This is a genomic window from Streptomyces sp. BE303, assembly GCF_036290945.1.
Taxonomy (GTDB): domain Bacteria; phylum Actinomycetota; class Actinomycetes; order Streptomycetales; family Streptomycetaceae; genus Kitasatospora.
Genome location: NZ_JAQYWZ010000709.1, coordinates 33,932 through 60,712, shown reverse-complemented (window position 1 = coordinate 60,712; position 26,781 = coordinate 33,932). Strand labels below are relative to the sequence as shown.

General features: G+C 72.4%; 23 protein-coding genes and 1 pseudogene. 11 read left to right on the top strand and 13 right to left on the bottom strand.

All coding sequences use genetic code 11. The features are described from left to right. Positions 1 to 59 precede the first annotated feature (59 nt). Together PUR56_RS18745 and chrA are read right to left on the bottom strand one after the other, a co-directional pair. Positions 60 to 1,013 carry an acyl-ACP desaturase gene (locus tag PUR56_RS18745; protein WP_329949784.1) on the bottom strand — a complete coding sequence of 318 codons (954 nt, stop codon included), beginning with the start codon at positions 1,011 to 1,013 and terminating at the stop codon, positions 60 to 62. Between the two features lie 77 nt (positions 1,014 to 1,090). After that, positions 1,091 to 2,278 (bottom strand): chromate efflux transporter, encoded by a 1,188-nt coding sequence (gene chrA, locus PUR56_RS18740; protein ID WP_329949783.1) that lies wholly within the window; start codon positions 2,276 to 2,278, stop codon positions 1,091 to 1,093. A gap of 174 nt (positions 2,279 to 2,452) precedes the next feature. On the opposite strand from chrA, the gene PUR56_RS18735 reads away from it, so the two are divergent. The 3 genes from PUR56_RS18735 to PUR56_RS18725 all read left to right on the top strand — a co-directional run bounded on the left by PUR56_RS18735 (position 2,453) and on the right by PUR56_RS18725 (position 5,304). Further along, positions 2,453 to 3,502: a cation diffusion facilitator family transporter gene (locus tag PUR56_RS18735; protein WP_329949782.1), complete on the top strand. Its 1,050-nt coding sequence runs from the start codon at positions 2,453 to 2,455 to the stop codon at positions 3,500 to 3,502. A gap of 117 nt (positions 3,503 to 3,619) precedes the next feature. Next, complete coding sequence (locus tag PUR56_RS18730) at positions 3,620 to 4,555, top strand: 5'-3' exonuclease (protein WP_329949781.1); 936 nt, start codon at positions 3,620 to 3,622, stop codon at positions 4,553 to 4,555. A 176-nt stretch (positions 4,556 to 4,731) separates the two neighbouring features. Then, a complete protein-coding gene (locus PUR56_RS18725) occupies positions 4,732 to 5,304 on the top strand; it encodes a transcriptional regulator (RefSeq protein WP_329949780.1) in 573 nt (190 codons plus the stop codon). Between the two features lie 840 nt (positions 5,305 to 6,144). Here PUR56_RS18725 and PUR56_RS18720 read toward each other — a convergent pair. Together PUR56_RS18720 and PUR56_RS18715 are read right to left on the bottom strand one after the other, a co-directional pair. After that, on the bottom strand, positions 6,145 to 6,336 hold the full coding sequence (locus PUR56_RS18720) for a DUF397 domain-containing protein (RefSeq protein ID WP_329949779.1): 192 nt from the start codon (positions 6,334 to 6,336) through the stop codon (positions 6,145 to 6,147). Continuing rightward, positions 6,329 to 7,192, bottom strand: a complete 864-nt coding sequence (locus PUR56_RS18715; protein ID WP_329882364.1) for a helix-turn-helix domain-containing protein — start codon at positions 7,190 to 7,192, stop codon at positions 6,329 to 6,331. Before PUR56_RS18715 ends, PUR56_RS18720 begins: the two co-directional genes overlap by 8 nt. Before the next feature lie 294 nt (positions 7,193 to 7,486). On the opposite strand from PUR56_RS18715, the gene PUR56_RS18710 reads away from it, so the two are divergent. Genes PUR56_RS18710 through PUR56_RS18700 form a run of 3 tightly spaced genes read left to right on the top strand, consistent with a single transcriptional unit; the run spans position 7,487 to position 8,378 of the window. After that, positions 7,487 to 7,852 (top strand): ATP-binding protein, encoded by a 366-nt coding sequence (locus PUR56_RS18710; protein ID WP_329882366.1) that lies wholly within the window; start codon positions 7,487 to 7,489, stop codon positions 7,850 to 7,852. Next, positions 7,849 to 8,109 carry a hypothetical protein gene (locus tag PUR56_RS18705; RefSeq protein WP_329949778.1) on the top strand — a complete coding sequence of 87 codons (261 nt, stop codon included), beginning with the start codon at positions 7,849 to 7,851 and terminating at the stop codon, positions 8,107 to 8,109. Before PUR56_RS18710 ends, PUR56_RS18705 begins: the two co-directional genes overlap by 4 nt. Continuing rightward, complete coding sequence (locus PUR56_RS18700) at positions 8,106 to 8,378, top strand: hypothetical protein (RefSeq protein WP_329949777.1); 273 nt, start codon at positions 8,106 to 8,108, stop codon at positions 8,376 to 8,378. Before PUR56_RS18705 ends, PUR56_RS18700 begins: the two co-directional genes overlap by 4 nt. Positions 8,379 to 8,658: 280 nt before the next feature. Here PUR56_RS18700 and PUR56_RS18695 read toward each other — a convergent pair whose 3' ends face one another. Next, positions 8,659 to 11,514, bottom strand: a complete 2,856-nt coding sequence (locus tag PUR56_RS18695) for a DEAD/DEAH box helicase (RefSeq protein ID WP_329949857.1) — start codon at positions 11,512 to 11,514, stop codon at positions 8,659 to 8,661. Positions 11,515 to 11,777: 263 nt separating this feature from the next. On the opposite strand from PUR56_RS18695, the gene PUR56_RS18690 reads away from it, so the two are divergent. Then, positions 11,778 to 12,152, top strand: a complete 375-nt coding sequence (locus PUR56_RS18690) for a hypothetical protein (protein WP_329875033.1) — start codon at positions 11,778 to 11,780, stop codon at positions 12,150 to 12,152. Between the two features lie 35 nt (positions 12,153 to 12,187). After that, positions 12,188 to 12,520 (top strand): annotated as a pseudogene (locus PUR56_RS18685) (ArsR/SmtB family transcription factor); the annotation flags it as partial. A gap of 181 nt (positions 12,521 to 12,701) precedes the next feature. Here PUR56_RS18685 and PUR56_RS18680 read toward each other — a convergent pair. Continuing rightward, positions 12,702 to 13,871 (bottom strand): aminotransferase class V-fold PLP-dependent enzyme, encoded by a 1,170-nt coding sequence (locus PUR56_RS18680; protein ID WP_329949776.1) that lies wholly within the window; start codon positions 13,869 to 13,871, stop codon positions 12,702 to 12,704. Between the two features lie 95 nt (positions 13,872 to 13,966). Here PUR56_RS18680 and PUR56_RS18675 point away from each other — a divergent pair, with 95 nt between their 5' ends. Next, positions 13,967 to 16,060, top strand: a complete 2,094-nt coding sequence (locus PUR56_RS18675; RefSeq protein WP_329949775.1) for a S9 family peptidase — start codon at positions 13,967 to 13,969, stop codon at positions 16,058 to 16,060. Positions 16,061 to 16,127: 67 nt separating this feature from the next. Here PUR56_RS18675 and PUR56_RS18670 read toward each other — a convergent pair whose 3' ends face one another. Further along, positions 16,128 to 17,228 (bottom strand): LLM class flavin-dependent oxidoreductase, encoded by a 1,101-nt coding sequence (locus PUR56_RS18670; protein WP_329949774.1) that lies wholly within the window; start codon positions 17,226 to 17,228, stop codon positions 16,128 to 16,130. 85 nt (positions 17,229 to 17,313) lie between these two features. Continuing rightward, positions 17,314 to 17,787, bottom strand: coding sequence for a MarR family winged helix-turn-helix transcriptional regulator (locus PUR56_RS18665; RefSeq protein WP_329949773.1), 474 nt, complete (start codon positions 17,785 to 17,787; stop codon positions 17,314 to 17,316). Between the two features lie 127 nt (positions 17,788 to 17,914). Here PUR56_RS18665 and PUR56_RS18660 point away from each other — a divergent pair, with 127 nt between their 5' ends. Next, entirely contained in the window at positions 17,915 to 20,287 is a 2,373-nt protein-coding gene (locus PUR56_RS18660; RefSeq protein ID WP_329949772.1) for an immune inhibitor A domain-containing protein, read from the top strand. Positions 20,288 to 20,385: 98 nt separating this feature from the next. Here PUR56_RS18660 and PUR56_RS18655 read toward each other — a convergent pair whose 3' ends face one another. Then, entirely contained in the window at positions 20,386 to 21,840 is a 1,455-nt protein-coding gene (locus PUR56_RS18655) for an MFS transporter (protein ID WP_329949771.1), read from the bottom strand. A gap of 74 nt (positions 21,841 to 21,914) precedes the next feature. Between PUR56_RS18655 and soxR the strand changes: the two genes are divergently transcribed. Beyond that, a complete protein-coding gene (soxR, locus tag PUR56_RS18650; protein WP_329949770.1) occupies positions 21,915 to 22,670 on the top strand; it encodes a redox-sensitive transcriptional activator SoxR in 756 nt (251 codons plus the stop codon). A 190-nt stretch (positions 22,671 to 22,860) separates the two neighbouring features. Here soxR and PUR56_RS18645 read toward each other — a convergent pair whose 3' ends face one another. The 4 genes from PUR56_RS18645 to PUR56_RS18630 are packed head-to-tail and all read right to left on the bottom strand — an operon-like array spanning position 22,861 to position 26,778. Beyond that, positions 22,861 to 23,838 (bottom strand): ABC transporter ATP-binding protein, encoded by a 978-nt coding sequence (locus tag PUR56_RS18645; RefSeq protein WP_329875017.1) that lies wholly within the window; start codon positions 23,836 to 23,838, stop codon positions 22,861 to 22,863. After that, positions 23,835 to 24,836, bottom strand: a complete 1,002-nt coding sequence (locus PUR56_RS18640; RefSeq protein WP_329949769.1) for an ABC transporter ATP-binding protein — start codon at positions 24,834 to 24,836, stop codon at positions 23,835 to 23,837. Before PUR56_RS18640 ends, PUR56_RS18645 begins: the two co-directional genes overlap by 4 nt. Further along, positions 24,836 to 25,822 (bottom strand): ABC transporter permease, encoded by a 987-nt coding sequence (locus tag PUR56_RS18635; protein ID WP_329949768.1) that lies wholly within the window; start codon positions 25,820 to 25,822, stop codon positions 24,836 to 24,838. The genes PUR56_RS18640 and PUR56_RS18635 overlap by 1 nt, the downstream gene beginning before the upstream one ends. Next, a complete protein-coding gene (locus PUR56_RS18630) occupies positions 25,819 to 26,778 on the bottom strand; it encodes an ABC transporter permease (RefSeq protein ID WP_329875011.1) in 960 nt (319 codons plus the stop codon). Before PUR56_RS18630 ends, PUR56_RS18635 begins: the two co-directional genes overlap by 4 nt. Between the last annotated feature and the right edge of the window lie 3 nt (positions 26,779 to 26,781).

Sequence of the window (26,781 nt, the reverse complement as noted above, 5' to 3'; positions counted from 1 at the left end):
GGCGCTTCGGGGCGGACGCCGCGGGACGGCGGTGCGGAACGGCGGCGCCGCGGGGCGCTTCAGGCCGTGGCGGCCTGCTCGCGCCGGGCCCGGACGTCGAGCGCCCGGTCCCGGCGCTCGACGAACCGGGAGGCCCTGGCGTCGAGGTGCTCCAGGTACCCGGCGAGCCGTTCGCGCGCCTGCTCGCCGGCGGGGCCGAGTCCCGTCAGTTCGAGGACCTTGAGCGAGCGGAGCAGCGGGACGAGCACCTCGTCGTGGTGGACCCGCAGGTCGTACACGCCCGCGACGGCGATCTCGCCGGCCAGCCGGGCGAAGCCGGGCATGCCCTGGCCGGGCATCGCGAAGCCGCGGACGGTCGCGTCGAGGGTGACCATGACCTGATCCGGGTCCGACGCCAGGGCGGCCCGCAGCAGCTCGCGGTAGAAGACCATGTGCAGGTTCTCGTCCTGGGCGACCCGGGTGAGCAGCCGGTCGCAGACCGGGTCGCCGCTGAGCCGGCCGGTGTTGCGGTGGCTGACCCGGGTGGCGAGCTCCTGCACCGCCGCGTAGGCGACCAGGCCGAGCACGCCGTCCGGTTCGGGGAGGGTGCCGGTGGCGACCTGGGCCATCCGGGCCCGCTCCAGCGCGATCGGGTCGACGGCGCGGGAGGCGTGCAGGTAGGCGCGGATGGCGGCGGCGTGCCGGTCCTCCTCGGCGGTCCAGTGGTGCAGCCAGGCCCCCCAGGCTCCGTCGCGGGAGGTCTGCGCGGCGATGGTCCAGTGGTAGCCGGGGAGGTTGTCCTCGGTCAGCAGGTTGACCACCAGGGCGGAGCGGACGGCCGGGGCGAGCGTGGAGTGCTCGGCCCGCCAGGGTTCACCGTCGAGCGGCCCGTCGAAGTCCCGCCCGAGGCTCCACGGCACGTACTGGTGCGGGAACCACTCGCGCGCCGTTGCGAGGTGACGGTTCATCAGATCGGCGGCGATGGGCTCCAGTTCGACGAGCCAGTGGACGGCCTCCGCCGTAGTGATCTTCACGGGCGCCGATCGTTGCGCAGGCGCACGGGGGCGCGCAAACCGGCGTCACCCGGTCGGGTGAGCCCCCTCGGGAGGGTTCACGCCACTGGCAGATCGGCGACCGCCGCCAGCACCCCGGCCGCTCCGGCGGCCAGCAGGGTGAGCACCACGCCGCGCCGGGCCGCGACCAGCCAGAGCAGCGCCCCGGCCAGGACCCCCCACTGCCAGACGTGACCCAGCGCGGCGGCGAGCGGCACGGCCGATCCGGCGATGGCGCCGATCACGGCCGGCCCCGCGCCGGTGAGGAAGTCCTGCACCCGCCGGTCGGCGCGGAGCCGGTCGAAGTGGCGTCCGCCGACGATCACGAAGAGGAACGACGGCGCGAAGGCGACCGCCGCCGCCAGCAGCCCACCGACGAGCCCGGCGGCCGCGTAGCCGACCACCGCGACGGTCTGCACCACCGGGCCGGGGGTGACCTGGCCGAGGGCGACGGCGTTGAGGAACTGTCCGTCCGTCATCCAGTGGTAGCGGTTGACCGCGTCGTCCCGCATCAGCGGGATGATCACGAAGCCGCCCCCGTAGGAGAGCGCCCCCACCTTGAACGCCACCCAGGCCACGGCGCCCAGTCCGCCGAGCGCGGGCAGCCCGACGGCCAGCGGCAGCGCGGCGGCCGGGCCGGACGGCCGGTCGCCGGACGGCCGGTCGCCGGACGGCCGGTCCGGCCGTCCGCGCAGCGCCGCCTCGGCCAGCCCCGCCGCGATCAGGACCAGCACCAGCCAGGGCCCGGTGACGATCGCGGCCGCCGCGCCCGCCGCCGCGTACCCGGCCCAGCGGGTGCGGGCGGCCCACTCCCGCCCGGCCCGGGCGAAGCTGCCCGGGACCAGCGAGGTCGCGGCCTGCACGGCGACCGCCGGAACGGCCGCGCCGGCACCGGCCGCCGCGCCGAGCACCGCGAGCGGCGGGTCGCCGGCCAGGAGGAGCGCCGCGAGCACCAGGATCAGCACGAGTCCCGGCGCGATGAAGCAGACCCCGCCGACCAGCGCGCCGGGGGTGCCGCGCAGCCGGCCGGCGGTGAGTACGGCCAACTGGGTGGAGGCCGGTCCGGGCAGCAGGTTGGTCGCCGCGATGCCGTCCTCGAACTCGGTCGGCGTCAGCCATCCGCGCCGCTCCACGCAGAGCCGCCGCAGCAGCAGAATGTGTGCGGGCGGTCCGCCGAAGCCGAGCACCCCGATCCGTCCCCACTCCCGGGCTATCTCACCCAGGCTCACCCGGCCGGTCACGCCCATGTGCGACTCCCCCGTTAGACGGCGGCGCGACGATACCGGACGGGGGTTACGGCACGGCAATGACAACGGTCTCCAATGCAGCCTTTGGATCTTCGTTCGATCTGAGGTTCACTTCGGATGCAGGGCAGTCGCGCCCCCTTCCCCCCACCCCCGCACGTCCAGGAGAGGACTTCGATGGCCGGGCACGAGCACTATGATGATCATGCTCATGACCACAAGCAGGCGCACGGCGGCCACACCCACGGCGGCCACGGCGGCCACTCGCACGGCGTGGCCGCGGACGCGGACCGCCGTTGGCTGGTCAGCGCACTCGTACTGATCGTGGTGTTCATGGCCGGGGAGGTGGTGGTCGGCTTCGCCGCCCACTCGCTGGCGCTGATCTCGGACGCCGCGCACATGCTCACCGACGCCGCCTCGATCGTGCTCGCCCTGATCGCCATGCGGCTCTCCGCCCGCCCGGCCCGGGGCGGCTACACCTACGGGCTCAAGCGCGCGGAGATCCTCTCCGCCCAGGCCAACGGCGTGACGCTGCTGATCCTCTCCGCCTGGCTCGGCTACGAGGCGATCACCCGGCTGTTCGAGCCCCCGGAGGTGGCCGGCTCGCTGGTGCTGGTCACCGCGCTGGTCGGAATCGTCGTGAACATCGCCGCCACCTGGTGCATGTCCAAGGCCAACCGCAGCTCGCTCAACGTCGAGGGCGCCTTCCAGCACGTGCTCACCGACCTCTACGCGTTCATCGCGACCGCCGTCGCCGGCCTGATCGTGGTGACCACCGGCTTCGTCCGCGCCGACTCGATCGCCTCGCTGATCGTGGTGGCGCTGATGCTCAAGGCCGGCATCGGCCTGGTCCGCGACTCCGGGCGGATCTTCCTCGAAGCCGCCCCGGCCGGCATCGACCCGGACGCGGTGGCGGACCGGCTGGTCACCCAGCCGCTGGTCGAGGAGATCCACGACCTGCACATCTGGGAGATCACCTCCAACCAGCCGGCCCTGTCCGCGCACATCCTCGTCACCCCCGGCGGCGACTGCCACGCCGTCCGCCGCGAGCTGCAGCGCAAGCTCTCCAAGGAGTACGGGATCTCGCACAGCACCCTCCAGGTCGACCACGTCGGCGAGGACGAGGCGGGCGCACTGCTCCAGATCACCACCCCCGGCGGTCCGGTCCCCGAGCACTGCGCGGACGCGCACGGCCCCGTCCACCGCGCCGGTCCGCACAAGCACTGAGCCGGTCCGGCACCCCGCCCGCCCGGACCCGCCCCCGAACCAGCCCCGCCGCCGGCTCCCGCCGGTGCGCACCGACCGGCGCGCACCGGTACCGGCCGGCTGTCCGCCCGGTACGGCATGATCGGAGGCGTGACCGCACCCCGCCTGATGCTGCTCGACTCCGCCAGCCTCTACTTCCGGGCCTTCTTCGGCGTACCGGACACCCTGCGCTCGCCGCAGGGTGAGCCGGTCAACGCCGTCCGGGGCCTGCTGGACTTCATCGCCCGGCTGGTCCACGACCACCGGCCCGACCAGCTGGTCGCCTGCATGGACGCCGACTGGCGCCCGCAGTGGCGGGTGGACCTGATCCCCTCCTACAAGACGCACCGGCTCGCCGAGGCGGCCGAGAACGGCGAGGAGGAGGTGCCGGACAACCTCTCCCCGCAGGTCCCGGTGATCGAGCAGGTCCTGGACGCGCTCGGCATCGCCCGGGTCGGCTCCCCCGGCTACGAGGCCGACGACGTGATCGGCACCCTCACCGCCGGCGCCACCGGCCCGGTCCAGATCGTCACCGGCGACCGGGACCTGTTCCAGCTGGTGGACGACGCCCGCGCGATCACGGTGCTCTACCCGGTCAAGGGCATGGGCAACCTCCAGGTCACCGACGACGCCCTGCTGCAGGAGAAGTACGGCGTGCGCGGCGACCGGTACGCGGACATGGCCGCACTGCGCGGCGACGCCAGCGACGGCCTGCCGGGCGTCAAGGGCATCGGCGAGAAGACCGCCGCCCAGCTGATCCACGAGTACGGCGACCTGGCCGGCATCCGCGCCGCCGCGCTGGACGTGGGCTCGCGGCTCACCCCGGCCCGGCGGCGCAACCTGGTCGAGGGCTCCGCCTACCTGGACGTCGCCCCGACCGTGGTGCGGGTCGCCACCGACGCCCCGCTCCCGGCGTTCGACCCCGCCCTCCCCTCGGAGCCGCTCGACCCGATGACCCTGGAGGACCTCGCGGCCCGCTGGGGCCTCGGCACCTCCCTGGACCGCCTGCTGGAGGCCCTGGCCGCCACCCGCTGACCCACCCGGAAGGGGCCCGCCGCACCTCGCGGCGGGCCCCTTCTCCTTCTCGGGCACCCTTGAGCTTTGGATCAACGTGAACTCTTGACCGCCATCTACTTTGCGATGCGAAGTTCATTCACCGGGGGGATCCCACCCGCGCAGTCGGCGCGGCGGATGCGAACGAGGGGTGGCGCATGGAACCGATCAGCACGGTCGACACGGTCACGACGAACGACGCGGCGCGGTTGCTGGCCGACGCGGAAGGGCTGCGGGGCCCGGACCCGCACCCGGCTGAGCGGTTCGGGAGTGCCACTGCTGCTCTTCGGCACGCTCGCACTGCTGGCGGTGCCGGCCGCCAGGCACGCCACGGCATGAACGATGCGGAGGCGCCCGCCGCGACCGGCGGCGCGGACCAGGACACGGCCGAGCGGCCGCACCCGACCCTGGACCTGGACGACACCGTCCACCAGCGGGTCCGGCTCGGCGTCCTGACCGTCACCCGCGAGGCCGAGAGCGTGGAGTTCGGCTTCCTCAAGCAGGAGTTGGGCCTCACCGACGGCAACCTGTCCCGGCACCTGAAGGTCCTGGAGGACTCCGGCCTGGTCACGGTCACCGAGGGCTACGCCGGCCGCCGGCCGCGCACCTGGGTCGCCCTGACCGTCGAGGGCGCCCGCGCCCTGGACCGCGAACTCCGCGCCCTGCGCGAACTCGTCCGCCGCCTCGACGCCGCCGCAGCACCCGCCGAAGACGGAACAGCCCCCTCCTAGAAAGTCGGCCCGCCCGACTCTCCCCGCAGCCGGAGTGCGAGCTCCTGCCGGTGGTGGGCGAGTCGGCTCTCGGACACCGTCTGCCTGCTCACCATGACGTCGGTGGCGGATCGGTGGCCTCCGGGCCGAAGCCTCGAAAGGCTCTGTTGGGCGATGCGTCCCAAGGCACTCGGGTTCTGGTACTCGCCGGAGTCGCCCGGCCTTCCGCACCCGTCAGCTCTGATCGATCCGGACTGGAGCGAATCAGAACGCTCGATGATCTTCGACTGTCTGGAGGGCGGGCAGCTTGCCCGCCGGTTCATGGGTGTCTCGTCGTGTCGCATCTGCGGGATCCCCAACGGCAGCGCAGAACTGACCGACGGCGAGTTCATCTGGCCGGCGGGGCTCGGACACTACATGCTTGAGCACTCCGTGAGACGCCGAGGCCGGCTCCCGCCGGCCCTTCTCCGCCACGCGCTCGTACGGCTGGCCGATCTTGAGGAGGCGAGCACGGATCGCTCGTGGTGGCTGGCCACGCGCACGATGGCCTGCCCTGGACGCCGACCGCCGCCAATAGCGGCCGGAGCCTGTCCGCCCGCCTTTACGCCGACGCTGAACCGTTTCGCCGGAGGCGTGGCGGTGGCGTCCGCACGCCGGGCAGTACCGGCAAGACGCAGTCCTGAGCGGCTCGAACATCGAGCGGCAGGAGGACCGGCACCACCTCGCGCAGGAAGTCGGACCGGTCGACTTCCTGCGCGCGCCTTACTTTCGCCCGGGAGTTCAGAGGACCCCGAAGGTGAGGAGCGGGAGGCTGGGAGGGCAGGCGACGCCTGGCTCCGAGACAGCGAGGCGCCGCAAAGGTCACGCGTGGTGGTCGAGTTCACAGGCCTTGATCGCGCGCAGGAGATCGGCGAAGGCATCGGGAGTGGTGCGGATGATGACCTCGCCGTCGTCGGACTCACGGAGTTCGACCAGCCCACTGCTCGTACGGACCTCCACACACTCGTTGCTCGAAGCGCTGAAGCTGGACTTCTGCCACGTGGACTCAGACATTGGTGGGCTTCACTTCCTTCATGACAGCCAGGATGAACTCGCGTGACTCATCTTCGGCGAGGGCCGTGGAGTCGAGGCGCGAGAAGATCGCTCGATGGTTGGCCAGATCGGCTGGCGAATCGAGGAACAACGCACCCTGGGAGACATCTATCTCGATGGTGTCCAGTTCAGGGATCGAGCCTTCGGCGAAGGTGAGGTTCTCGCCGGCACCCGGGAAGGTGTCGACGGTGAACGGCACGACGCGTACAGAGATCCCAGGCCGCTCGGCATCGGCCAGGAGTGCCCCGAGTTGCTCCACGAGCACCTTGGGTCCGCCGAACTGCATGCGCAGCGCAGCTTCGTGGATGAACGTTCGCAGCGGGGTGGCACCGGAGCGGACGATCTCCTGGCGCCTGATTCGAAACGCGGTCCTGGTGTCGATCTCGTGCGAGGAAAGTGGGGGAAACAACCGAGCGAAGACCGCCGACGCATAGGCGCTCGTCTGGAGCAGGCCCGGCATGTAGGCAGTCGTACAGAACGTCAGCCGCGTGGCATGGGCCTCAAGCTCGGCGACTTCCAGGAAGTCTGTCGTCAGAACTCCGCGGAACTCCTCCCACCACCCCTTGCCGCGTTCCGTCGCCATGTGCGCCAAGACGTCGATCAGCGACTCATTGGCGCAGTTGCACGCCGAAGCGACCAGTCGGAGACGTTCCGGACTGACGCCGATCTTCGCCATCTCCATCTGGTTCACCTGGGCAGGACTGATGCCCAGGATTCGGGCGAGCTGGCTACCGCCGAGGCCCGCCTGCTCACGCATCCGTCTCAGCTCGGCACCGAGCCGTCGTTGACGGAGAGTCGGGTTGGAGCGAAGGGCCATGACGTCCTCTCTACCGGTGCTGGATCAGTGTGCCGCGCTGGCAGTGGGCAGGTCCATCCCGGCTCGGAGTACACGGTAGAGGGAACTTCCCTCCATCAACCTATAAATAGAGGCCTTTTCGGCTATGGTCTTTCTCACAGCGATCCGACGGATCGTCAGTACCGCCCGTTCATCCGGGCGGCCGATGCCTGCTGTCTTCCTGCCCAGCAAAGCGGCCGGCTTCGGTCCACCCCGCCTGATGGTGGCGCGTCCGCCGCCGCTTCTCCTCACTCCACCCCTCCTCGGAGGTCTCCTATGCGTGCCTTCAACCCGCCCGACTGGTCCGCCGCCCGTAAAGAACTGCGTCGCGCCCTCACCTCCTCCGGCTGGCACCCGGACACCATTCACGACGCCGAACTCGCCCTCCACGAGCTCTACTTCAACGCCTGGCGGCACGCCGACTGCCAGGCCCCGCTGGTCATCGTCACCCTCCTCCCCCGCACCCTCCGCGTGTGCGTCTGCGACGACAGCCCCACGCTCCCCGAGTCCCCCTTCTCCTCCGGCCCCTACGAGGTGTCCGGCCGGGGCCTCCACCTCGTCCGCGCCCTCACCCACCGCTTCGGCGCCGACCCCACCAAGAACGGCAAGGTCGTCTGGTACGAACTGGACGCCGCCGCGTGAGAGACGACCACCACCCCGCCCCGCTCACGCCCCACGACCCCGTCCTCCGCACCTACACCGAGTCCGAGGTCGCCGCGCTCCTCCGCGAACTCCACGAAGCGGGCCGCCCGTTCGGCATCCAGTGGGGATCGGCCGCCACCAACGGCACCACCGTCGAGGGCCGCCTCCTCGTCGACTTCGGCAACGCGCCCGTCTCGACCCTCCTGAACCTCCTCAATATCCTCCGCGACACCGAGAGGCACGCCCGCTCCCAATGAGCAGCTTCCTCGTCGGCACCGCCTTGGCCGTCCTCCTCGCGCTCGCCATCATGACCGTCGTCGTCGGCGTGGTCACGAGCTTGCGCATCGAGGACACCCCGCCCCCGCCGCCCATCACCCGCCACGGCCGCTGGGAACTGCGCCGCCTTCCCGACGGCAGCACCGAGTACGCCTGGATCGCCCGCCAGGCCGGCCACTTCAGCCCCGAGACCAACCCGGCCCCCGACCGGCGGAGCCGTGGCCGCCACCGCATATCCCATAGCCGTTGACCGCGTGCCTCGTCGGATCGCCCCGACGAGGCACGCGGCCGTCCCCGCGCGGTGACGGGACGAAGGCGTCGTGGTTGGCCTCCTCGCTCGGGTCGAGCGGGGGCCACCGAGAGCACTGCCCGCCAGCCCGAGCGTCCTTGGACGACGGCAGCCTGCGGCTGTGGAGTGGGAAGTCGGACCGGCCGACTTCCTGTGCGCGCGGTGGTGCGGGCCCGGAACAGGACGATGCCGGCCTTCGAGAGGAGTCTCGAAGGCCGGCATCACGGCAGCGGAGTCGGGCTCAGCTCACCGAGGAGTAGGCGATGATGCCCCGGCGCAGGCCGTCGACGGCCTTGCGGGCGGTCTTGCGCAGCTCGACGTCCTCGCCCGCCGCGTCCTGGATCTGGCCGAGCACGTCGATCAGTTGCTTGGTCCAGCGGACGAAGTCACCGGCCGGCATGTCGGCGTCGCGCAGCACCTGGTCGAGCGAGTGGCCGAGTGCCCAGCGGTAGGCGGCCCAGGCGAAGCCGAGGTCCGGCTCGCGCTGGCCGACGCCTTCGGCCGTGTTGATCCGGTGCTGCTCCTCCAGGGCGTCGAGGTGGCCCCAGATCCGGACCATCTGGCCGAGCGCCTCCTTGGCCCCGCCCTCGGGCACCCGGGGGGCGGTGGCGTCGTCGGACTGGCGGGACTCGTAGACCAGCGCCGAGGCGCAGGCGGCCAGTTCGGCGGCGGCCAGGCCGTTCCAGACGCCCTCGCGGATGCACTCGGAGGCGAGCAGGTCGAGTTCGCCGTAGAGCCGGCCGAGCCGCCGGCCGTCGTCGGTGACGGTGTCCCCGCTGAGGTAGCCGAGGTCGGTGAGCAGCCCGCAGACCCGGTCGAAGGTGCGGGCGATGGTGTGGGTGCGGGAGCGCATCTTGCGCTCCAGCAGCTCGGTGTCCCGGTGCAGCCGGTGGTAGCGCTCGGACCAGCGGGCGTGGTCCTCGCGCTGGTCGCAGCCGTGGCACGGGTGCTGGCGCAGGACGGTGCGGAGCCGGGTGATCTCCGGGTCGTCGGCGGCGGCCGCGCGGCCCTTGCGGAACCGCTCGGGCTCCAGGTGGCCGGCCTTGGTGCGCAGCGCGGAGGCGAGGTCGCGGCGGGACTGCGGGCTGCGGGGGTTGAAGGACTTGGGGATGCGCACCCGGTCCATGGCGACGACCGGGTGCGGGAAGTCGATCATGGCGAGCCGCTTGACCTGCCGCTCGGCGGTGAGGACCACCGGGCGCGGGCCGTCCTGGAAGTCGGGGTGGCGGGGGCCGCCCCGCGGCGAGCGGACGACCGGCGGCAGGCCCGGGTCGAGGACGAGCGCCAGGCCGGCGAACTTGCCGGTGGGGACGTGGATGACGTCGCCCGGCTTGAGCTGCTCGATCGACTCGACGGCCGCCGCGCGGCGCTGGCTGCTGCCCTCGCGGGCGAGCTCGTTCTCCCGGTCCTTGAGCTGGCGGCGCAGCGCCATGTACTCGTCGAAGTCGCCGAGATGGCAGGTCATGGACTCGCGGTAGCCGTCCAGGCCCTCCTCGTTGCGCTGGACCTGGCGGGCGATGCCGACCACCGAGCGGTCGGCCTGGAACTGCGCGAAGGACGTCTCCAGCAGCTCGCGGGAGCGGTGCCGGCCGAACTGCGAGACCAGGTTGACGGCCATGTTGTAGGACGGCCGGAACGAGGACTTCAGCGGGTAGGTGCGGGTGCCGGCCAGGCCGGCGAGCGCCTCCGGGTCGAGGCCGCGCTGCCAGAGCACCACGGCGTGGCCCTCGATGTCGATGCCGCGACGGCCGGCCCGGCCGGTGAGCTGGGTGTACTCGCCGGGGGTGATGTCGGCGTGGGTCTCGCCGTTCCACTTGACCAGCTTCTCCATGACCACCGAGCGGGCGGGCATGTTGATGCCGAGCGCCAGGGTCTCGGTCGCGAAGACGGCCTTGACCAGGCCCTTCACGAAGAGCTCCTCGACGACCTCCTTGAACCGGGGCAGCATCCCGGCGTGGTGGGCGGCGATGCCGCGCTCCAGCCCGTCCAGCCACTCGAAGTAGCCGAGGACGTGCAGGTCCTCGTCCGGGATGTCGGCGCAGCGTTCCTCGACGATGGCGCGGACCCGGCCGCGGTCGCCCTCCTTGTTGAGCCGCAGGCCGGAGGAGAGGCACTGCTGGACGGCGGCCTCGCAGCCGGCCCGGCTGAAGATGAAGGTGATGGCGGGCAGCAGGCCCTCGGCGTCGAGCCGGTCGATGACGTCGACCCGGCCCGGGGTCCAGATCTTGCCGGGGCGGCCGTTGGGCATGGACCGCCCGCGGCCCCGGCCGAACTTGTCGCGGGGGTTGCGGTCCAGCTCCGAACGGGCGAGCCGGACCAGCTCGGGGTTGACGGCCTTGGCCGGGTTGCGCGGCGCGTCCTTGGGGCGGCCGTCGCGGTCCGGGTTGGCGAACAGGTCGTACATCCGGTTCCCGGCCATCACGTGCTGCCAGAGCGGCACGGGGCGGGTCTCGGAGACGATCACCTTGGTGCCGCCGCGCACGGTGTCCAGCCAGTCGCCGAACTCCTCGGCGTTGGAGACGGTGGCGGAGAGGGAGACCAGGGTCACCGACTCGGGGAGGTGGATGATGACCTCCTCCCAGACGGCTCCGCGGAAGCGGTCGGCGAGGTAGTGGACCTCGTCCATCACCACGTAGCCGAGGCCGTCGAGGGTGCTGGAGCCCGCGTAGAGCATGTTGCGGAGCACCTCGGTGGTCATCACCACGACCGGGGCGTCGCCGTTGACGGTGTTGTCACCGGTGAGCAGGCCGACCTTGGCGGCGCCGTAGCGCTTGACCAGGTCGCCGAACTTCTGGTTCGACAGGGCCTTGATCGGCGTGGTGTAGAAGCACTTGCGCCCGCCCTGGAGGGCGAGGTGAACGGCGAACTCGCCGACGATGGTCTTGCCGGAGCCGGTGGGAGCGGCGACCAGGACGCCCTCGCCCGCCTCCAGGGTGCGGCAGGCCTCCAGCTGGAAGTCGTCCAGCGGGAAGTCGTAGAGCTGCTGGAAGCCGTACAGGGCGGTGGCCTGTTCCTTGGCCCGCTGCCGGAAGGCCGCGTACGCCTCGGCGGGGCTGAGGTCCCGGTCGTCGGAGGGCTCGGGCTCAGGGGTGTTCATCGCCGTCCGGGGGTCGTTGGTGTGATCTCGCATCTCAGCGAGAGGTTACCCGGCAGGACTGACATCGATAGCACCGTTTTTCCCGGCCGTCGGATCAGATCTCTCTCACATCCATAGTTGCAAATGTCTTCAAGTGATCGGAAAGTCACCGACTGCGAACGTCTCCGGTCATCCCGGGTGGCAGGCCCTCCGGCCTGCCTACATTCGGTGTCGCGGCCGGCACCCACCGTCCGCATCCACCGGACGCACGGGAGGAACAGACGATGGCGAACCTGGAGACGTCGCTCAAGGAGGCCATGGCGATCGAGGGCGCGATCGGCGTCGCCCTGGTCGACTACGGCAGCGGCATGGCGCTCGGCACCCTCGGCGACGGCGGCGAGCTGGACCTCAACGTCGCCGCGGCCGGGAACACCGACGTGGTCCGGGCCAAGATGCGGGCGATGGAGCTGCTCAACCTGCACGACAACGAGATCGAGGACATCCTGGTCAGCCTCACCAGCCAGTACCACCTGGTCCGCCCGCTCACCACGCAGACCGGCCGGGGGCTCTTCCTCTTCCTCGCGCTCAACCGCAACCGCGCCAACCTGGCGATGGCCCGCCACCAGCTGAAGCGGATCGAGATCTCGCTGGAGATCTGAGGGACCGGAACGGACGGCACCAGGGAGGGATCGCTGTGGCGGTCGCGCTGTACCAGGCCAAGGCCGAGTTCTTCCGGATGCTCGGCCATCCCGTCCGGATCCGGGTACTGGAGCTGCTGCAGGCCGGACCGACGCCCGTCCGCGACCTGCTCGCCGAGCTGGCGGTCGAACCGTCCAGCCTCTCCCAGCAGCTCGCGGTACTGCGCCGGTCCGGCATCGTCACGGCCACCCGCGAGGGCAGCACGGTGGTGTACGCGCTGGCCGGCGGCGACGTCGCCGACCTGCTCCGGGCGGCGCGCCGGATCCTCACGGGTCTGATCTCGGACCAGAGCGTGCTGCTCGCCGAACTCCGCGCCACCGCGGACCCGCCCACGGACCGGGCGGCGGAGCCCGCGGCGGCGGACCGGACGGCCGGCGAAGCGGCAGCGGACCGGGCGGCGGCGGACCCGGCGACAACGCCACCACCGGCCGAGTCCGCCGAGCCCACCGCCCTCAATCCACGAGCCGCGCCCGCCGAGCCCACGACGCCCACGGCGCCGGACGGGCCGGTCAGCCCAGCAGCTCCGCCACCCCCGCCGCCAGGACCTCGTACTCGTGCGCCCGGTTGTACACCTGCGCACTGACCCGCATCACCCCGCCGCCCGGCCACGGGCGCGCCACCGTGCGGACGGCGTGCCGCCGCCACATCCCGGCCATCAGCTCCTGCGCCTCCGGGAGCGTCTCGGCCACCCCGGGCGGCAGCCGCAGCGCGCGCATCGACAGACCGGCCGAGACCGGCAGCGGGGTCAGCCCGGCGCGCTCGGCGAGCAGGGCGGCACCGTACGCGGCGAGCTGCTCGTTGTGCCGGCGGACCCGGTCGGCCCCGAGTTCGTGCAGCAGGTCGAGGCCGGCCGGGGCGGCCAGGTACGGCGTGTAGTCGTAGGTGCCGCGCCACTCGACGTTGTGCGGGAAGCCCCGGTAGTCCTCCCAGGAGAGGGCGAGCGAGCGGACCTTGCCGGTCCACTCCGGGCCGACCACCAGGGCGCCGGTGGCGCGCGGGGCGAAGGCCCACTTGTGCAGGTTGCCGAACCAGAAGTCGGCTCCGGCGGGGACCGGGCCGGGCAGCATGCCGGGCTCGTGCGCGGCGTCCACGACGGTGGTCACGCCGTGCCCGCGCAGGGCGGCGAGCAGGTCCGGGGTGGCGATCCGGCGGGCGGTGGGCGAGGTGATGCCGTCGAGCACGGCGAGCACCGTGCGGTCGGTGACCTCGGCCAGGACCGTCTCCCTGACGGCGACGCCGTCCGGGGTGTCCAGCGGCAGGGTGACGGTGCGCAGCTCCGCGCCGGTCTCCTCGGCGCGCCGCCGGACGGCCTGGGTGACCGTGCCGTAGCCGTGGTCGGTGACCAAGATCTGGTCCCCGGGGGCGAGCGGCACGCACGCGAGGGTGACGGCGATCGCGTCGGTCGCGTTGGGGACGAGGGCGAGCCGGTCCGCGTCGGTGCCCAGGGCGGCGGCGATCCGGGTGCGGGCGGCGGCGACCCGCTCGGGCAGGTCGGCGTAGAAGCCGTCCGGGTCGGCCTCCTGCTCCTCGTGGAACCGCCGCTGGATCCGCTGGACCGGGACGGGCACGGAGCCGAAGGAGCCGTGGTTGAGGTGGAGCACCGCCCGGTCCAGTGAGAACAGCTCGTCCGTTCCGGCCAGCGGCTCGGGGGGTCCGACGGTCCGCGAATGATCGGTCACTGCGTCTCCTCCTGATATACGCATTAATGTGGTGTGTGACATTTCACATGTCGCCCTACTGGCCCGCGAGGCCGCCGCACGGCGACCATCGGGCGGTGACCATCACCGACCCCTACCTCTCCCTCAGCGCCCGGACCGGCCGCTTCGGCTTCGGTGCCCCGCGAGCGATCTCGCTCAACCAGGACGGTACCCGGCTCCTGCTGCTCCGCTCCAGCGGTCCCGAGGACCCGGTCGACCGGCTCCACCTCCTCGACCTGACCACCGGCGAGGAGCGCGAGGTCGCCGACCCCACCGCGCTCGCCCCCGACCGCACCGGCGACCGGGACGACCTCCCGGCCGTCGAACGCCGGCTGCGCGAACGGACCCGGCTCGTCGCCGCCGGCATCGGCACCTACGCGGCCACCGCCGACCTGGCCGTCGCCGCCTTCGCCCTGGACGGCCGACTCTTCCGCACCGACACCGCCACCGGCCTGACGGTCGAACTCCCCACCGCCGGGCCCGCCTTCGATCCCCGCCCCGAGCCCCGCACCGGCGAACGCGTCGCCTACGTCGCCGACGACGCGCTCTACGTCACCGCCGCGCCCGGGCAGCCGCCCGCACCGCTCCGGCTCAGCCCGGCCGACGGCGCCCGCTGGGGCGTCGCCGAGTTCGCCGCCGCCGAGGAGCTGGGCCGCACCCGCGGCCACTGGTGGCGCCCCGACGGCGGCGCCGTCCTCGCCGCCCGGGTGGACGAGTCCGCCCTGCCCGCGGTCCACTTCGCCGACCCGGCCCGGCCGACCCGCGAGCCCGAGCAGTTCGCCTACCCGCAGGCAGGCGGCCCCAACGCCGACGTCCAGCTCTGGGTGCTCGGCCTCGACGGCGCCCGCACCCGCCTGGACTGGGACGCCGAGGCCTTCCCGTACGTCTGCGCCGCCGGGTGGGACGGCGAGGACGAGCTGCTGCTCACCGTCGCCGACCGGCTCCAGCAGCACGTCCTGCTGCTGAGCGCCGACCCGGCCACCGGCACCACCCGCGAACTCTCCCGCACCAGCGACGAGTTCTGGGTCGACGACCTGCCCGGCACACCCGCCCGGCTGGCCGACGGCCGGCTGCTCACCGTGCACGACACCCCCGGGGCCCGCGGCCTCGCGCTCGACGGCAAGCCGCTGGACACCACCGGCCTGCAGATCCGCCGGGTGGTCGGCCGGCTGGGCGGCCGGCTGCTCTGCGAGACCGGCGAGGGCGACCCGTACGACCAGCACGTCCACCTGGTCGACCCGGACGGCGGGGCGCCCGAGCGGCTCTCCGACGGCCCGGGCACGCACTCCGCACTGGCCGCCGGCGAGACCGTCCTGCTCACCACGGCCGGGCCGGACGGCATCCGCCGCCGCACCCTCGGCCCCGGCGGCGGGCTCACCCTCGACGACCGCTGCGCCGCGCTGCCGTTCCGCGTCGAGCCGCAGCTCGCCCGGGTCACCGAACGCCGGCTGCCCAGCGCCGTGGTGTACCCGCGCGACCACGTCCCCGGCCGGCGGCTGCCGGTGCTGCTCGACGTCTACGGCGGGCCCGGCTACCAGGCGGTGGCCAACGAACCGCGCCGCTGGCAGCTCAAGCAGTGGTGGGCCGACCAAGGCTTCGCGGTCGTCACCACCGACAACGGCGGCACCCCGTTCGTCTCCCCCGACTTCTCCCGGACGATCTTCCGCCGCTTCTCCCAGGTGGCCCTGGACGACCAGGTGGACGCGCTGCACGCACTCGCCGAGCTCCACCCCGACCTCGACCTCGCCCGGGTCGGCGTCCGCGGCTGGTCGTACGGCGGCTACTTCGCGGCGCTGGCCGTGCTGCGCCGCCCGGACGTCTTCCACGCCGCCTGTGCGGGCGCGCCGCCCACCGACTTCCGCCACTACGACACCGCGTACACCGAGCGCTACCTCGGTCTGCCCCGGGAGAACCCGGACGGCTACGCGGCGGACTGCCTGGTGGACGACGCGCCCGGGCTCAGCCGCCCCCTGCTGCTGATCCACGGCCTGGCCGACGACAACGTGCACCCCTCGCACACCCTGCTGCTCTCCCAGGCCCTCACCCGGGCGGGCCGACCGCACAACCTGCTCGCCCTCCCGGGCATCACCCACATGACCCCGGGCGGGGTCAACGAGCAGCTGTCCCAAGCCGAACTCGCCTTCCTGCAGCAGGCACTGGGGCTTCAGTAGGCACGGCGCCGAGGTCCACCACGGGATCCGCGGCGGCAGCGGCGTGCGCGACCGGGCCTTCCCCGCGTCACACCGCCGGCGCCGTCCGCGGCCGCCCGTCGCCCCCCGGGGCGGCCAAGGGGGCGGCCAACGGTGCCTCCGCAGGCGCGTCCAACGGGCGGCTCGGCAGCTCGCGGCGGAGCACCGGGGCGATCTCGGAGAAGAAGAGCTCCAGGGTGCCGAGGTAGTCGGCGCGGTCGAGCACCTCGCCGTCCACGTGCAGGTGCAGCAACTCGTGGCCGAAGTGCGCGTGCTGACCCAGCACCTTCTCGATGATCTGCTGCGGGCTGCCGACCAGCACCGAGCCGTGCTCGATCAGGTCCTCGACCTCGTCGAACCGGAGCGAGCTGCCGTCGAAGGCCCGGTTGACCTTCAACCGGGCCTCGAAGACCGGGCGGTAGCGCGCGACGGCCTCCTGCGAGGTGCGGGCCCCGAAGTAGCCGGCCGTTCCCGCGCCGACCAGGGCGCGGGCCGGATCGTGCCCGTACGCCGCCCAGCGCTCCCGGTAGTGCCGCACGATCTCGGCGTACGGGCCGATCGGGCCCGCGCCGTTGGGCGAGAAGACGGGGTCCCCGTGGCGGGCCGCGAAGTCGGCGGAATCCGGGTTGTGCCCGGCTCCGTGCCAGATCCGGATCTCGGGCTGGTACGGGCGGGGCAGCGGCTCGGCGTCCTCCAGCGAGCGGCCGAGCCGGCCCTCCCAGGTCACCTTCTCCTCACGCCAGAGGGTGCGGAACAGCCGGTAGTTCTCCTGGAGGAGCTCCCACTGGTTCTCCTTGGTCACGCCGAACAGCCGGGAGGATCGCGGGTAGGCGCCCTTGGCCACGATCAGGTCGAGCCGCCCCTCGGCGAGGTTGTCCAGGGTGGCGTAGTCCTCGTAGGCGCGCAGCGGGTCGAGCATGCCGAGCGTGGTGACGGCGGTGAAGAGCCGGATCCGCGAGGTCACGGCGGCGATGTGGGAGAGCAGGACGGGCGGCGCGCTGGAGACGGCGGGGCGGTCGTGGCGCTCGCCGATGCCGTAGGCGTCGAACCCCACCTCCTCGGCGAAGACGGCGTAGTCGACGAGCTCGCGGAGCTGTTCACGGTCCGACGTGGACTGGTCGGGGACGTGGGGCAGGAGCAGGAAGCGCATGGCGGTCCCCCCGGGGTGCCATCGGGTTGATGTGTCAACCCCAGCATGGGCGCACCGGGTTGACGCGTCAACCGCTCCCGGGGGTTCAGCCGGCCGGGTTCTCGCCCTTCAGCCGGGCCAGCAGTACGGCGGATATCCCGACCAGCGCTTCCTGCTGACGCCCGGTCAGGGGGTCGGTCAGCCAGCGGCGGATGTGCGCCGCCCGGCGCGGCAGTGCGGCGGTGACGGCGGCCCGGCCGTGCTCGGTGAGCGCGATGACGGCGCCGCGCTCACCGTCCGGACAGGACTCGCGGGCGACCAGGTCACGGCCGGCCATCCTGTTCAGGTGGTGGTGCAGCCTGCTCTTCTCGAACTGGGTGACGCCACCGAGCCGGTACTGCCGCAGCCGGCCGTCCGGGGCGGCCAGCAGCGCCTGGAGGATGGCGAGGTCCGGCTCGGAGAGGCCGGTCTCCTGCTGCAACTGCTGGGCGAGGCGGCGCCAGAAGAGCACCTGGGTCTCGAAGAAGCCGTTCCAGACCTCGTCCTCGCGCTCGTCCAGCCACTCCGCCCGCTCACCCATGCGGCAGATGCTACCGACCCGCCCGCTCCGCCGGACGGCCCTGCCGACATCTTCCGTGTGACCCATGACATGTGAAATATTACCTGCGCTTCACCAGATCACCCACCGTCCGGAAAGGACCGGTCAGTTGCGCAGACTGTCCGCGGTACTCGCGGCCGCGCTCACCACGAGCGCGATAGCGGCCACGCTCCTCGGCTCCCCAGCCCAGGCCGCTCCCCCCGCCCCCTCCCTCACCATCGCCGCCGAGGCCGACAGCGCCGAGGCCGGCGGCGCCGAGGCCCCGTCCGGCCCGCTCGCACCCCAGGAGCGCGAGCGACAGTCGCTCCGCACCAAGGCCCTGGAGCAGGTCAACAAGGGCGTCGCGGCGAAGACCTCGGACCGGCGGGCCCCCGCCAAGGTCCGGATCGGCAACGACTACGTCCAGCTCGCGCAGCAGCGCAAGGACAAGGTCTTCGTGATCCTCGCCCAGTTCGGCGACGAGGTCGACACCACCACCCAGCACAACGGCCAGCCCCGCTACGGCGGCACCCCCGGCCCGCGGCACAACACCATCCCGAAGCCCGGCAAGAGCGACAACCACACGCTCTGGACCGAGGACTTCAGCCGCGACTACTACCAGAAGATGTTCTTCGACGACTCGCCCGGCGCGGTCTCGATGCGCAACTACTACCGCACCCAGTCCTCCGGCCGGTACGACATCGAGGGCACCGTCAGCAACTGGGTCACCCTCCCGTACAACGAGGCCCGGTACGGCAGCAACAAGGGCCCGCAGGGCTCCGGTGCCTGGACCCAGGGCCAGGAGTTCATCCGGGACGCGGTCAAGGCCTGGTACGACGGCCAGATCGCCAAGGGCAGGCCGGCCGCCGCCATCAAGGCCGAACTGGCCCAGTACGACGTCTACGACCGCTACGACCACGACAAGAACGGCGAGTTCAGCCAGCCCGACGGCTACCTCGACAACGTGATCGTCGTCCACGCCGGCGTCGACGAGACCTGGGGCGGCGGCACGCAGGGCGCCGACGCGCTCTGGGCGCACCGCAGTTGGACCTTCCCGGACCCGGCCGGCCAGGTCGGCCCGGTGGGCAACAAGATCGGCGGCGCCCCGGTCGGCGACAGCGGCCTGTTCGTCTACGACTACGTCCAGGCCGGCGAGAACAGCGGAGTGGGCCTGTTCGCCCACGAGTTCGGCCACAACCTCGGCCTGCCCGACCTGTACAGCACCTCCGGCGGCGACAACAGCGTCAACTTCTGGTCGCTGATGTCCTCCGGCTCGTACCTGGGCAAGGGCAAGAACACCACCGGCGGCTACCCCGGTGACCTCGACGCCTGGAGCAAGCTGCAGTTCGGCTGGCTCAACTACGACGAGGCACAGGCCGCCACCCGCTCCAGCCACGCGCTCGGCGTCAGCGGCTACAACACCGACCAGGCCCAGGCCGTCCTGGTCCACCTGCCGGACGGCACCACCAGCACGGACCTCGCCGACCCGCGCGAGGGCTCCAAGCAGTGGTGGAGCGACACCGGCGACAACCTGGACAACGCGCTGGCCCGCGAGGTCGACCTGCGCGCGGTGACCGGCCCGGCCGCCCTCGACGCTGCGGTCTGGTACGACGTCGAGCAGGACTACGACTTCCTCTCGGTCGAGGCCTCCACCGACGGCGGCAAGAGCTGGAAGTCCCTCGGCGGCACCGTGGACGGCGCCCCGATCGGCAACACCACCGCCAACACCCCGGGCCTGAGCGGCACGTCCGGCGCGTTCCGGCAGCTGCACATCCCGCTCGACGGCTACGCCGGGCAGAACGTCCGGCTGCGCTTCCACGTCACCTCTGACGGCAACACGCACGGCAAGGGCGTGCTGGTCGACGCGGTGAAGATCACCGCCGGCGGCACCGAACTGTTCGCCGACGGCGCCGAGAACGGCCTCAACGGCTGGACCGCCACCGGCTTCGAGGTGGTCACCGGCCGCACCGCCGTCAAGCAGCACCCCCGGGCCTACCTCGTCGAGAACCGCCGGTACACCGGCTACGGCGCCTTCCTCAAGACCGGCCCGTACAACTTCGGCTACACCGGCGTCGAGGGCAAGAAGGACATCGTCGACACCTACCCCTACCAGGAGGGCGTGCTCATCTGGCTCTGGGACACCGGGTACGGCGACAACAACACCAAGGACCACCCGGGCGGCGGCCTGATCCTGCCGATCGACGCCCACCCGACGCCGATCCGCTTCGCCGACGGCACCCTGGTCAACGGCCGCGCCCAGACCTACGACGCGACCTTCTCGCTCAAGCCGACCACCGCGTTCACGCTGCACAAGGCCGGCGTCCCGGTCCGGATCGGCTCCAAGCCGGCCGTCCCGGCGTTCAACGACCGGACCGGCGTCTACAGCGACCCGGCCACCCCGCAGCTCGGGGTGAAGGTCCCGGACACCAACACCAAGATCGAGGTGGTCCGCGAGTCCCAGGGCGGGAAGATCACCACCGTCCGGGTGAGCCCGGCGTCCTGACCCCGGCGCTCTGACGCCGGCCCCCGCGAAGGACAGGTAGCAGGTAGGCCGCCCCGGCCCTCCCCCACACGGAGGACCGGGGCGGCTCCGCGCGTGACCTACCGCGCCTTCCGAAGGCTCATTGCGGCGGTGAGCACACCGAACACGGTGAGCCCGCCGAGACCGAAGACCATGTACCGGGCCGCGTCCAGCCGCGAGTCACCGCCGACGCTCACCAGCGTGCCGGCCAGGGCCGAGCTCACCGAGTAGGCGATCAGCTGGGTGGTGTTGAGGCCCGCGGCGGCCTTGGAGCCCTCCACCTCGTCGTCGGTGCTGCGCATCGCCGAGACGCTCAGGTGCGGGAAGGCGATGCCGATGCCCGTACCGCCGACGATCAGCACGGCGGCCCAGAGCAGGATCCGGCCGGTCGACGCCGAATCGGTCTGGAGCAGCCCGTACGCCAGCAGCCCGGCCGTGAGCACCGCCGGGCCGATCCGGATCGCCAGCTCGCGGGCCCGGGCCGAATCCATGTTCACGCTGAACAGCTGGGCGGACGTCCAGCCGGCCGACACCGTCGCCCCGAGGAACCCGGCCGCCAGCGGGCTCAGCCCGCCCAACTCCTGCCCGAACAGCGGGATGAAGGTCTCGGTCATCACGCCGGCGCAGTACACCGCGACGGTCAGGTAGATCCACTTCAGGTGGTTGCCCCGCCGGTAGGTCAGCTTGGGCAGGACGGTCGCCGAACCGCCGCGCTCGACCAGCACGAAGCCGGCCAGCAGCACCAGGCCGGCGCCGATGCAGAGCGCCGTCGCCCAGCCGCGCGGCACCGTCGAACTGATGCTGAACGTGGCCGCCGACAGGGTCAGCAGCACCAGCGAGGGCAGCGGCAGCGGCTCGGTGTGCTGCCCCGTACCGGACGGCCCCGGCAGCGAGCGGCGGGCCAGGACCGCCAGGACCAGCGCGGCGACCAGCAGCAGCAGGTACGCCCCGCGCCAGATCCCCAGCTCCGCGAAGAGCCCCCCGAGCGAGGGCCCCACCAGCGTGCCCACACCCCACATGGCCGAGACCAGGCCGGCCGCACGGGTCCAGAGCCGCTCGGGCAGCGCGGTGCGGATCACCGCGTAGCCGAGACCGGCCACCAGCCCGCCGCCGAAGCCCTGGACCACCCGCCCGACGATCAGCGTCTCCATCGAGGGGCTCGCCGCGGTCAGCGCCGCACCGGCCCCGAAGACCAGGAACCCGGCCAGGTAGGCGCGGGAGGCGCCCAGCCGCGCCAGCAGCCGGCTGACCAGCATCGCGGCGATCACGGCGGCCATCAGGAAGCCGGTGGCGACCCAGGCGTAGTACTTGGCGCCCCCGATGTCCTCGACGATCGAGGGCAGCAGGGCGGCCGTGAAGTAGAGGTTCATCGCGTACAGGGCGACGCCGCCTGCGAGGATCGACGCCGAGGCGGCGAATCGCCGGGAGAACAGTTCACCCCACCCGCCGGAGGAATCCGGCGGCCCTGCCTCCGGCGAGTAATCGCCCTGGTCGGAGGGGGCGGAGGCGGTCGGTGCATGCGAGGAGTCGGTCACGCTTCGGTACGCTAGTAGTTCAAGAGAACTTGAAGTCAAGGACGCGATATGCGCAGCACCGCCGAAAGCTCCCCGTGATCCCCACGACCCCGGCAGCTTCCGCGAGCCCCGCAGCCCCCGCGGCTGCGGAGACCGGCCCGGCCCCCGCAGCCGGCGCGACCCGGCGGCCGGGCGACCTGCTGAGCGTGGGCGAGGTGGCCCGTCGGGCCGGCGTGGCGCCCTCGGCCGTGCGGTTCTACGAGGACCAGGGGCTGATCGCCTCCGAACGGTCCGCCGGCAACCAGCGCCGCTACCACCGGCACGTGCTGCGCCGGCTCTCGCTGATCCTGGTCGCCAAGCGGCTCGGCATCCCGCTGGCCGAGGTGGCCGAGGTCTTCGAGGGCCTGCCGGCCGACCGGATGCCCGACAAGCGCGACTGGGAGCGGATCTCCCGGCGCTGGGCGGCCCTGCTCACGGCGCGGCGGCGGGAGATCGAGCGGCTGGAGCAGGAGCTGACGGGCTGCATCGGCTGCGGCTGCCTCTCGCTGCGCCGCTGCCGGGTGCTCAACCCGCAGGACTCGCTCGGCACCGACGGACCGGGCCCGCGGCGCCTGCTCGACGACGAGTTCGACCCGGACGACCCGGACGACCCGGACGACCCCGATGATCCCGACGGCCTCGGCGACCTCGCAGGCCCCGGCGGCCCCGACGGCCCCGACGGTCCTGCGTTCGGCCCCGCAGGCTCGGGCGATCCCTGCGGCGCGGGCCTGCCGGACGACGCCGACGGGCCCGACGGATCCGCCGATCCCGTCGGGCCCGAGGGCGCCGGTACCGGTCCCGACGAGCGGTGACCGGCGTGGACCCGGCCGGGCGCGGCCCTCGTGAGGTTCCCCGCCGCGCCCGACCGGGGGCATGACGCGCGAGGGCGGAACCCTCGCGCAAGTGGTGCCGTACCGTCCTCCGTGGGGGTCGGACGGTACGGCGGCTTCGATCGGCCGGACGGCGCACGGCGGCGCCTCCGGCCCGGCCCCGGAGGCCGGCTCAGTTCTCCGGGAAGTGGCAGGCCGCCTCGCGTCCGCCGGTTCCGGCGATCTGCAGCAGCGGACGTTCGGTCCGGCAGATCTCCTGGGCCTTCGGGCAGCGCGGGTGGAAGCTGCACCCGGGCGGCGGGTCGGCCGGGCTCGGCGGGTCGCCGAGCAGCACGATCCGCTCGCGCGCCCGCTCCGCTGCCGGATCCGGCAGCGGGACGGCGGAGAGCAGCGCCTTGGTGTACGGGTGCGCCGGGTTGCCGTAGACCTGCTGCTTGTCGCCGATCTCGACGATCCGGCCGAGGTACATCACCGCGACCCGGTCGCAGACGCGCTTGACCACCGAGAGGTCGTGCGCGATGAAGATGTACGCCAGCCCCAGCTCCTTCTGGAGCCGCTCCATCAGGTTGACCACCTGGGCCTGGATGGAGACGTCCAGCGCGGAGACCGGCTCGTCGGCGACCACCAGGCGGGGCGAGGTGGCCAGCGAGCGGGCGATGCCGATCCGCTGGGCCTGGCCGCCGGAGAACTCGTGCGGGTAGCGGTCCAGGTGCTCGGGGATGAGCCCGACCAGTTCCATCAGCTCGCCGGCCCGCTTGCGCGCGTCGGCCGCGCCGGTGCCCTGCACCAGCAGCGGCTCGGAGATGATCCGGGCCACCGTCTGCCGGGGGTTGAGCGAGGAGTACGGGTCCTGGAACACCATCTGCAGCTCCCGCCGGTGCGGGCGGAGCTGGGCCTGGCTCAGGGCGCCGATCTCGGTGCCGTCGAAGGTTACGGTGCCGGAGGTCGGATCGGCCAGCCGGACGATCATGCGCCCGGTGGTGGACTTGCCGCACCCGGACTCACCGACCAGGCCGAGGGTCTCGCCCGCGCCGACGTCGAAGCTGACCCCGTCCACGGCGCGGATCGGCGCACCGGGCCGGCCGGTACGGGTACGCCGGCCCGGGAAGGTCTTGACGAGATCCCGGACGGACAGCAGGGGCTCGGTCATCCGAGGACTCCTTCCGGCACCAGCGGCAGATGGCAGGCGGCCTGGTGGCCGGTGGCGAGCGGCCCGAACTCCGGGCGCTCGGACAGGCAGCGGGCGTGTTCCTCGGCGGTGGCGGCGGCGGTGCGGGCGCAGCGCGGGGCGAAGGAGCAGCCGGGGGCGGGGGCGATCAGCGACGGCGGGCTGCCGGGGATCGCCCGCAGCGGTGCGTCGTCGGTGTCGTCGAGGCGGGGCAGCGAGTCGAGCAGCCCTCGGGTGTACGGGTGCGCGGGGGTGCCGAACAGCCGGTCCACGGGGGCCTGTTCGGCGGCCCGGCCGCCGTACATGACCATGACCTCGTGGGCGACCCGGGCGACCACGCCGAGGTCGTGGGTGATCATCACGACGCCGAGGCCGCGTTCCTGCTGGATCCGGGCGATCAGGTCGAGGATCTGGGCCTGGACGGTGACGTCGAGGGCCGTGGTGGGCTCGTCGGCGATCAGCAGCTCCGGTTCGCAGGCGAGCGCCATGGCGATCATCACGCGCTGGCGCATGCCACCGGAGAACTGGTGCGGGTACTCGTCGACCCGGCGGGCCGGTTCGGGGATGCCGACCTCGGTGAGCATCTCGATCGCGCGCTGCCGGCCGGCCTTGCGGGAGGCCTTGAAGTGCACCCGGTAGTGCTCGGCGATCTGCTCGCCGACCGTGTAGAAGGGGTGCAGGCTGGAGAGCGGGTCCTGGAAGATCATGGCGATCCGCCGGCCCCGGACGGTGCCGAATTCCTTCTCGCCGAGGCCGTTGAGCTCCTGGCCGTTCAGCCGGATCGAGCCGGTGACGCTGGCGCCGCGGTGCAGGCCCATGACGGCGAGCGAGGTGACGGACTTGCCGCTGCCGGACTCGCCGACCAGGCCGAGGGTCCTCCCCGCCTCGACGGCGAAGCTGATGCCGTCGACGGCCCGGACGATGCCGCGCGGGGTGTTGAACGCGACCCTGAGGTCGTCAACCTCCAGAAGACCGGTCATCAGTACCTCACTCTCGGGTCGACGTACGCGTAGAGCACGTCGACCAGCAGGTTCGCGACCACGATGAAGAAGGCCGCGAGCAGGGTGACGCCGAGGATGATGGGCTGGTCGGAGCGGAGCAGGCCGTCGTAGAAGAGCCGTCCGACGCCGGGCAGGCCGAAGATGGACTCGGTGATGACGGCTCCGGCCAGCAGGCCGCCGAGGTCCATGCCGAAGATGGTGAGGATCGGCGTCATGCCGGAGCGCAGCCCGTGCTTGACGGTGACGGTCCGGGCCGGCAGGCCCTTGGCGCGGGCCGTGCGGATGTACGGCTCGGCCATGGTCTCGATCATCGAGTTGCGGCTCTGCCGGGCGTACATGGCCGCGTTGAGCAGGGCCAGGGCGATCCACGGCAGCAGCAGGTTGGAGGCCCAGTCGAGCGGGCCGTCGGTGAACTGGTGGTACGCCGGGTAGGGCAGCAGGCCGGCGGTCCGGACGACGCCCCAGATCAGCATGATCGACGTGAAGTAGACCGGCAGCGAGGCGGTTCCGACCGAGATCACCATCAGGGCGCGGTCGGCGAGGCTGCCCTTGCGCAGGGCCGAGGTGACACCGGCGCCGAGGCCGAGGGCCAGCCAGAGCACGGACGCGCCGAGGGCGAGCGAGACGGAGACCGGCAGGCGGTCGACGAGCAGGTCCCAGACCGGCAGCGAGTACTCGTAGGAGTAGCCGAGGCACGGGAATCCGCAGTGGACGGCGCTCGGACCGCTGCCGTAGTCGCGGCCGGCCACGATGCCGGAGAGGTAGGAGCCGAACTGTTCCCAGATCGGGGCGTCGAGGCCCATCGCGGCCTTGACCTCGGCGAGCCGCTCGGGGCTGCAGGTCTTGCCGCAGGCGGCCGCGGCCGGGTCGTTGGGCAGCAGGTAGAAGATGGTGAAGGTGATGGCGCAGATGGTCAGCAGGATGCCGGCCACGCCGATCAACCGGCGGCCGAAGTAGAGGATCACGACCGGCCTCCCCGGGGGTCGAGGATGTCCCGCAGCGCGTCGCCGAGCAGGGTGAAGGCGAGCACGGCGGTGAAGAGGAAGGCCGTCGGGATCAGGAAGTACGTCGGGTCGATCTCGTAGTGGACGATGGACTCGGCGATCATCTGGCCCCAGGAGGCCGTGGGCGGGCGGACGCCGACGCCGAGGTAGGAGAGCGCGGCCTCGGTGGCGATCATGCCGGGGATCAGCAGCGTGGTGTACGCGATGATCGGGCCGGAGACGTTCGGCAGGATCTCCCGGGTCAGGATGCGCCAGGAGCGGGCGCCGCCGACCTTGGCGGCCTCGACGTACTCGCGGTGCTTGAGCGAGAGGGTCTGGCCGCGGACCACCCGGGCGATGCCGGGCCAGCCGAACATGCCGATCACCACGGTCATCAGCAGGATCCGGTTGACGTCCTTGGCCACCGACATCATCGCGATCATGAAGATCAGCGACGGGAACGACATCGTGAGGTCCATCAACCGGGACAGCACCGTGTCGACGCGGCCGCCGAAGTAGCCGGCCGCGATGCCGGCGAGGGTGCCGGCGACCACGACCAGGGCGGTGGCGGTGAAGGCGATCAGCAGCGAGACCTGGCCGCCGTGCAGGACGCGCGCGAACAGGTCGCGGCCGGTGACCGGTTCGACGCCGAACCAGTGCCGGGCGCCGATGCCGCCGAAGTCGCCGATGGGCACGCCGCCCATGTACGGGTCGATGGCCCGCTTGTCGAACTCCTCGGGGGACCAGCCGCCGAGGGCACTCAGCGGACTGGCCAGGGCTGCCAGCAGCAGCAGGACCCCGACCGTGATCAGGCCGAACCGGGCCGCGCCGCGGGCCCAGAGCTGGTCCCAGACCAGCCGCCAGGGCCCGCGCCCGGCCTTCGCGGGGCCCGCCGCCGCGACGGGCGCGGCAGCGGGCTCAGTGGAAGTACTACTCATCGC

Bases quoted from the DNA above. Each gene is read 5' to 3' on its own strand.
- chrA (WP_329949783.1), bottom strand. From the start codon at position 2,278: ATGGGCGTGACCGGCCGGGTGAGCCTGGGTGAGATAGCCCGGGAGTGG.
- PUR56_RS18735 (WP_329949782.1), top strand. From the start codon at position 2,453: ATGGCCGGGCACGAGCACTATGATGATCATGCTCATGACCACAAGCAG.
- PUR56_RS18730 (WP_329949781.1), top strand. From the start codon at position 3,620: ATGATCGGAGGCGTGACCGCACCCCGCCTGATGCTGCTCGACTCCGCC.
- PUR56_RS18725 (WP_329949780.1), top strand. From the start codon at position 4,732: ATGGAACCGATCAGCACGGTCGACACGGTCACGACGAACGACGCGGCG.
- PUR56_RS18720 (WP_329949779.1), bottom strand. From the start codon at position 6,336: ATGTCTGAGTCCACGTGGCAGAAGTCCAGCTTCAGCGCTTCGAGCAAC.
- PUR56_RS18715 (WP_329882364.1), bottom strand. From the start codon at position 7,192: ATGGCCCTTCGCTCCAACCCGACTCTCCGTCAACGACGGCTCGGTGCC.
- PUR56_RS18710 (WP_329882366.1), top strand. From the start codon at position 7,487: ATGCGTGCCTTCAACCCGCCCGACTGGTCCGCCGCCCGTAAAGAACTG.
- PUR56_RS18700 (WP_329949777.1), top strand. From the start codon at position 8,106: ATGAGCAGCTTCCTCGTCGGCACCGCCTTGGCCGTCCTCCTCGCGCTC.
- PUR56_RS18695 (WP_329949857.1), bottom strand. From the start codon at position 11,514: ATGAACACCCCTGAGCCCGAGCCCTCCGACGACCGGGACCTCAGCCCC.
- PUR56_RS18690 (WP_329875033.1), top strand. From the start codon at position 11,778: ATGGCGAACCTGGAGACGTCGCTCAAGGAGGCCATGGCGATCGAGGGC.
- PUR56_RS18670 (WP_329949774.1), bottom strand. From the start codon at position 17,228: ATGCGCTTCCTGCTCCTGCCCCACGTCCCCGACCAGTCCACGTCGGAC.
- PUR56_RS18665 (WP_329949773.1), bottom strand. From the start codon at position 17,787: ATGGGTGAGCGGGCGGAGTGGCTGGACGAGCGCGAGGACGAGGTCTGG.
- PUR56_RS18645 (WP_329875017.1), bottom strand. From the start codon at position 23,838: ATGACCGAGCCCCTGCTGTCCGTCCGGGATCTCGTCAAGACCTTCCCG.
- PUR56_RS18640 (WP_329949769.1), bottom strand. From the start codon at position 24,836: ATGACCGGTCTTCTGGAGGTTGACGACCTCAGGGTCGCGTTCAACACC.
- PUR56_RS18630 (WP_329875011.1), bottom strand. From the start codon at position 26,778: ATGAGTAGTACTTCCACTGAGCCCGCTGCCGCGCCCGTCGCGGCGGCG.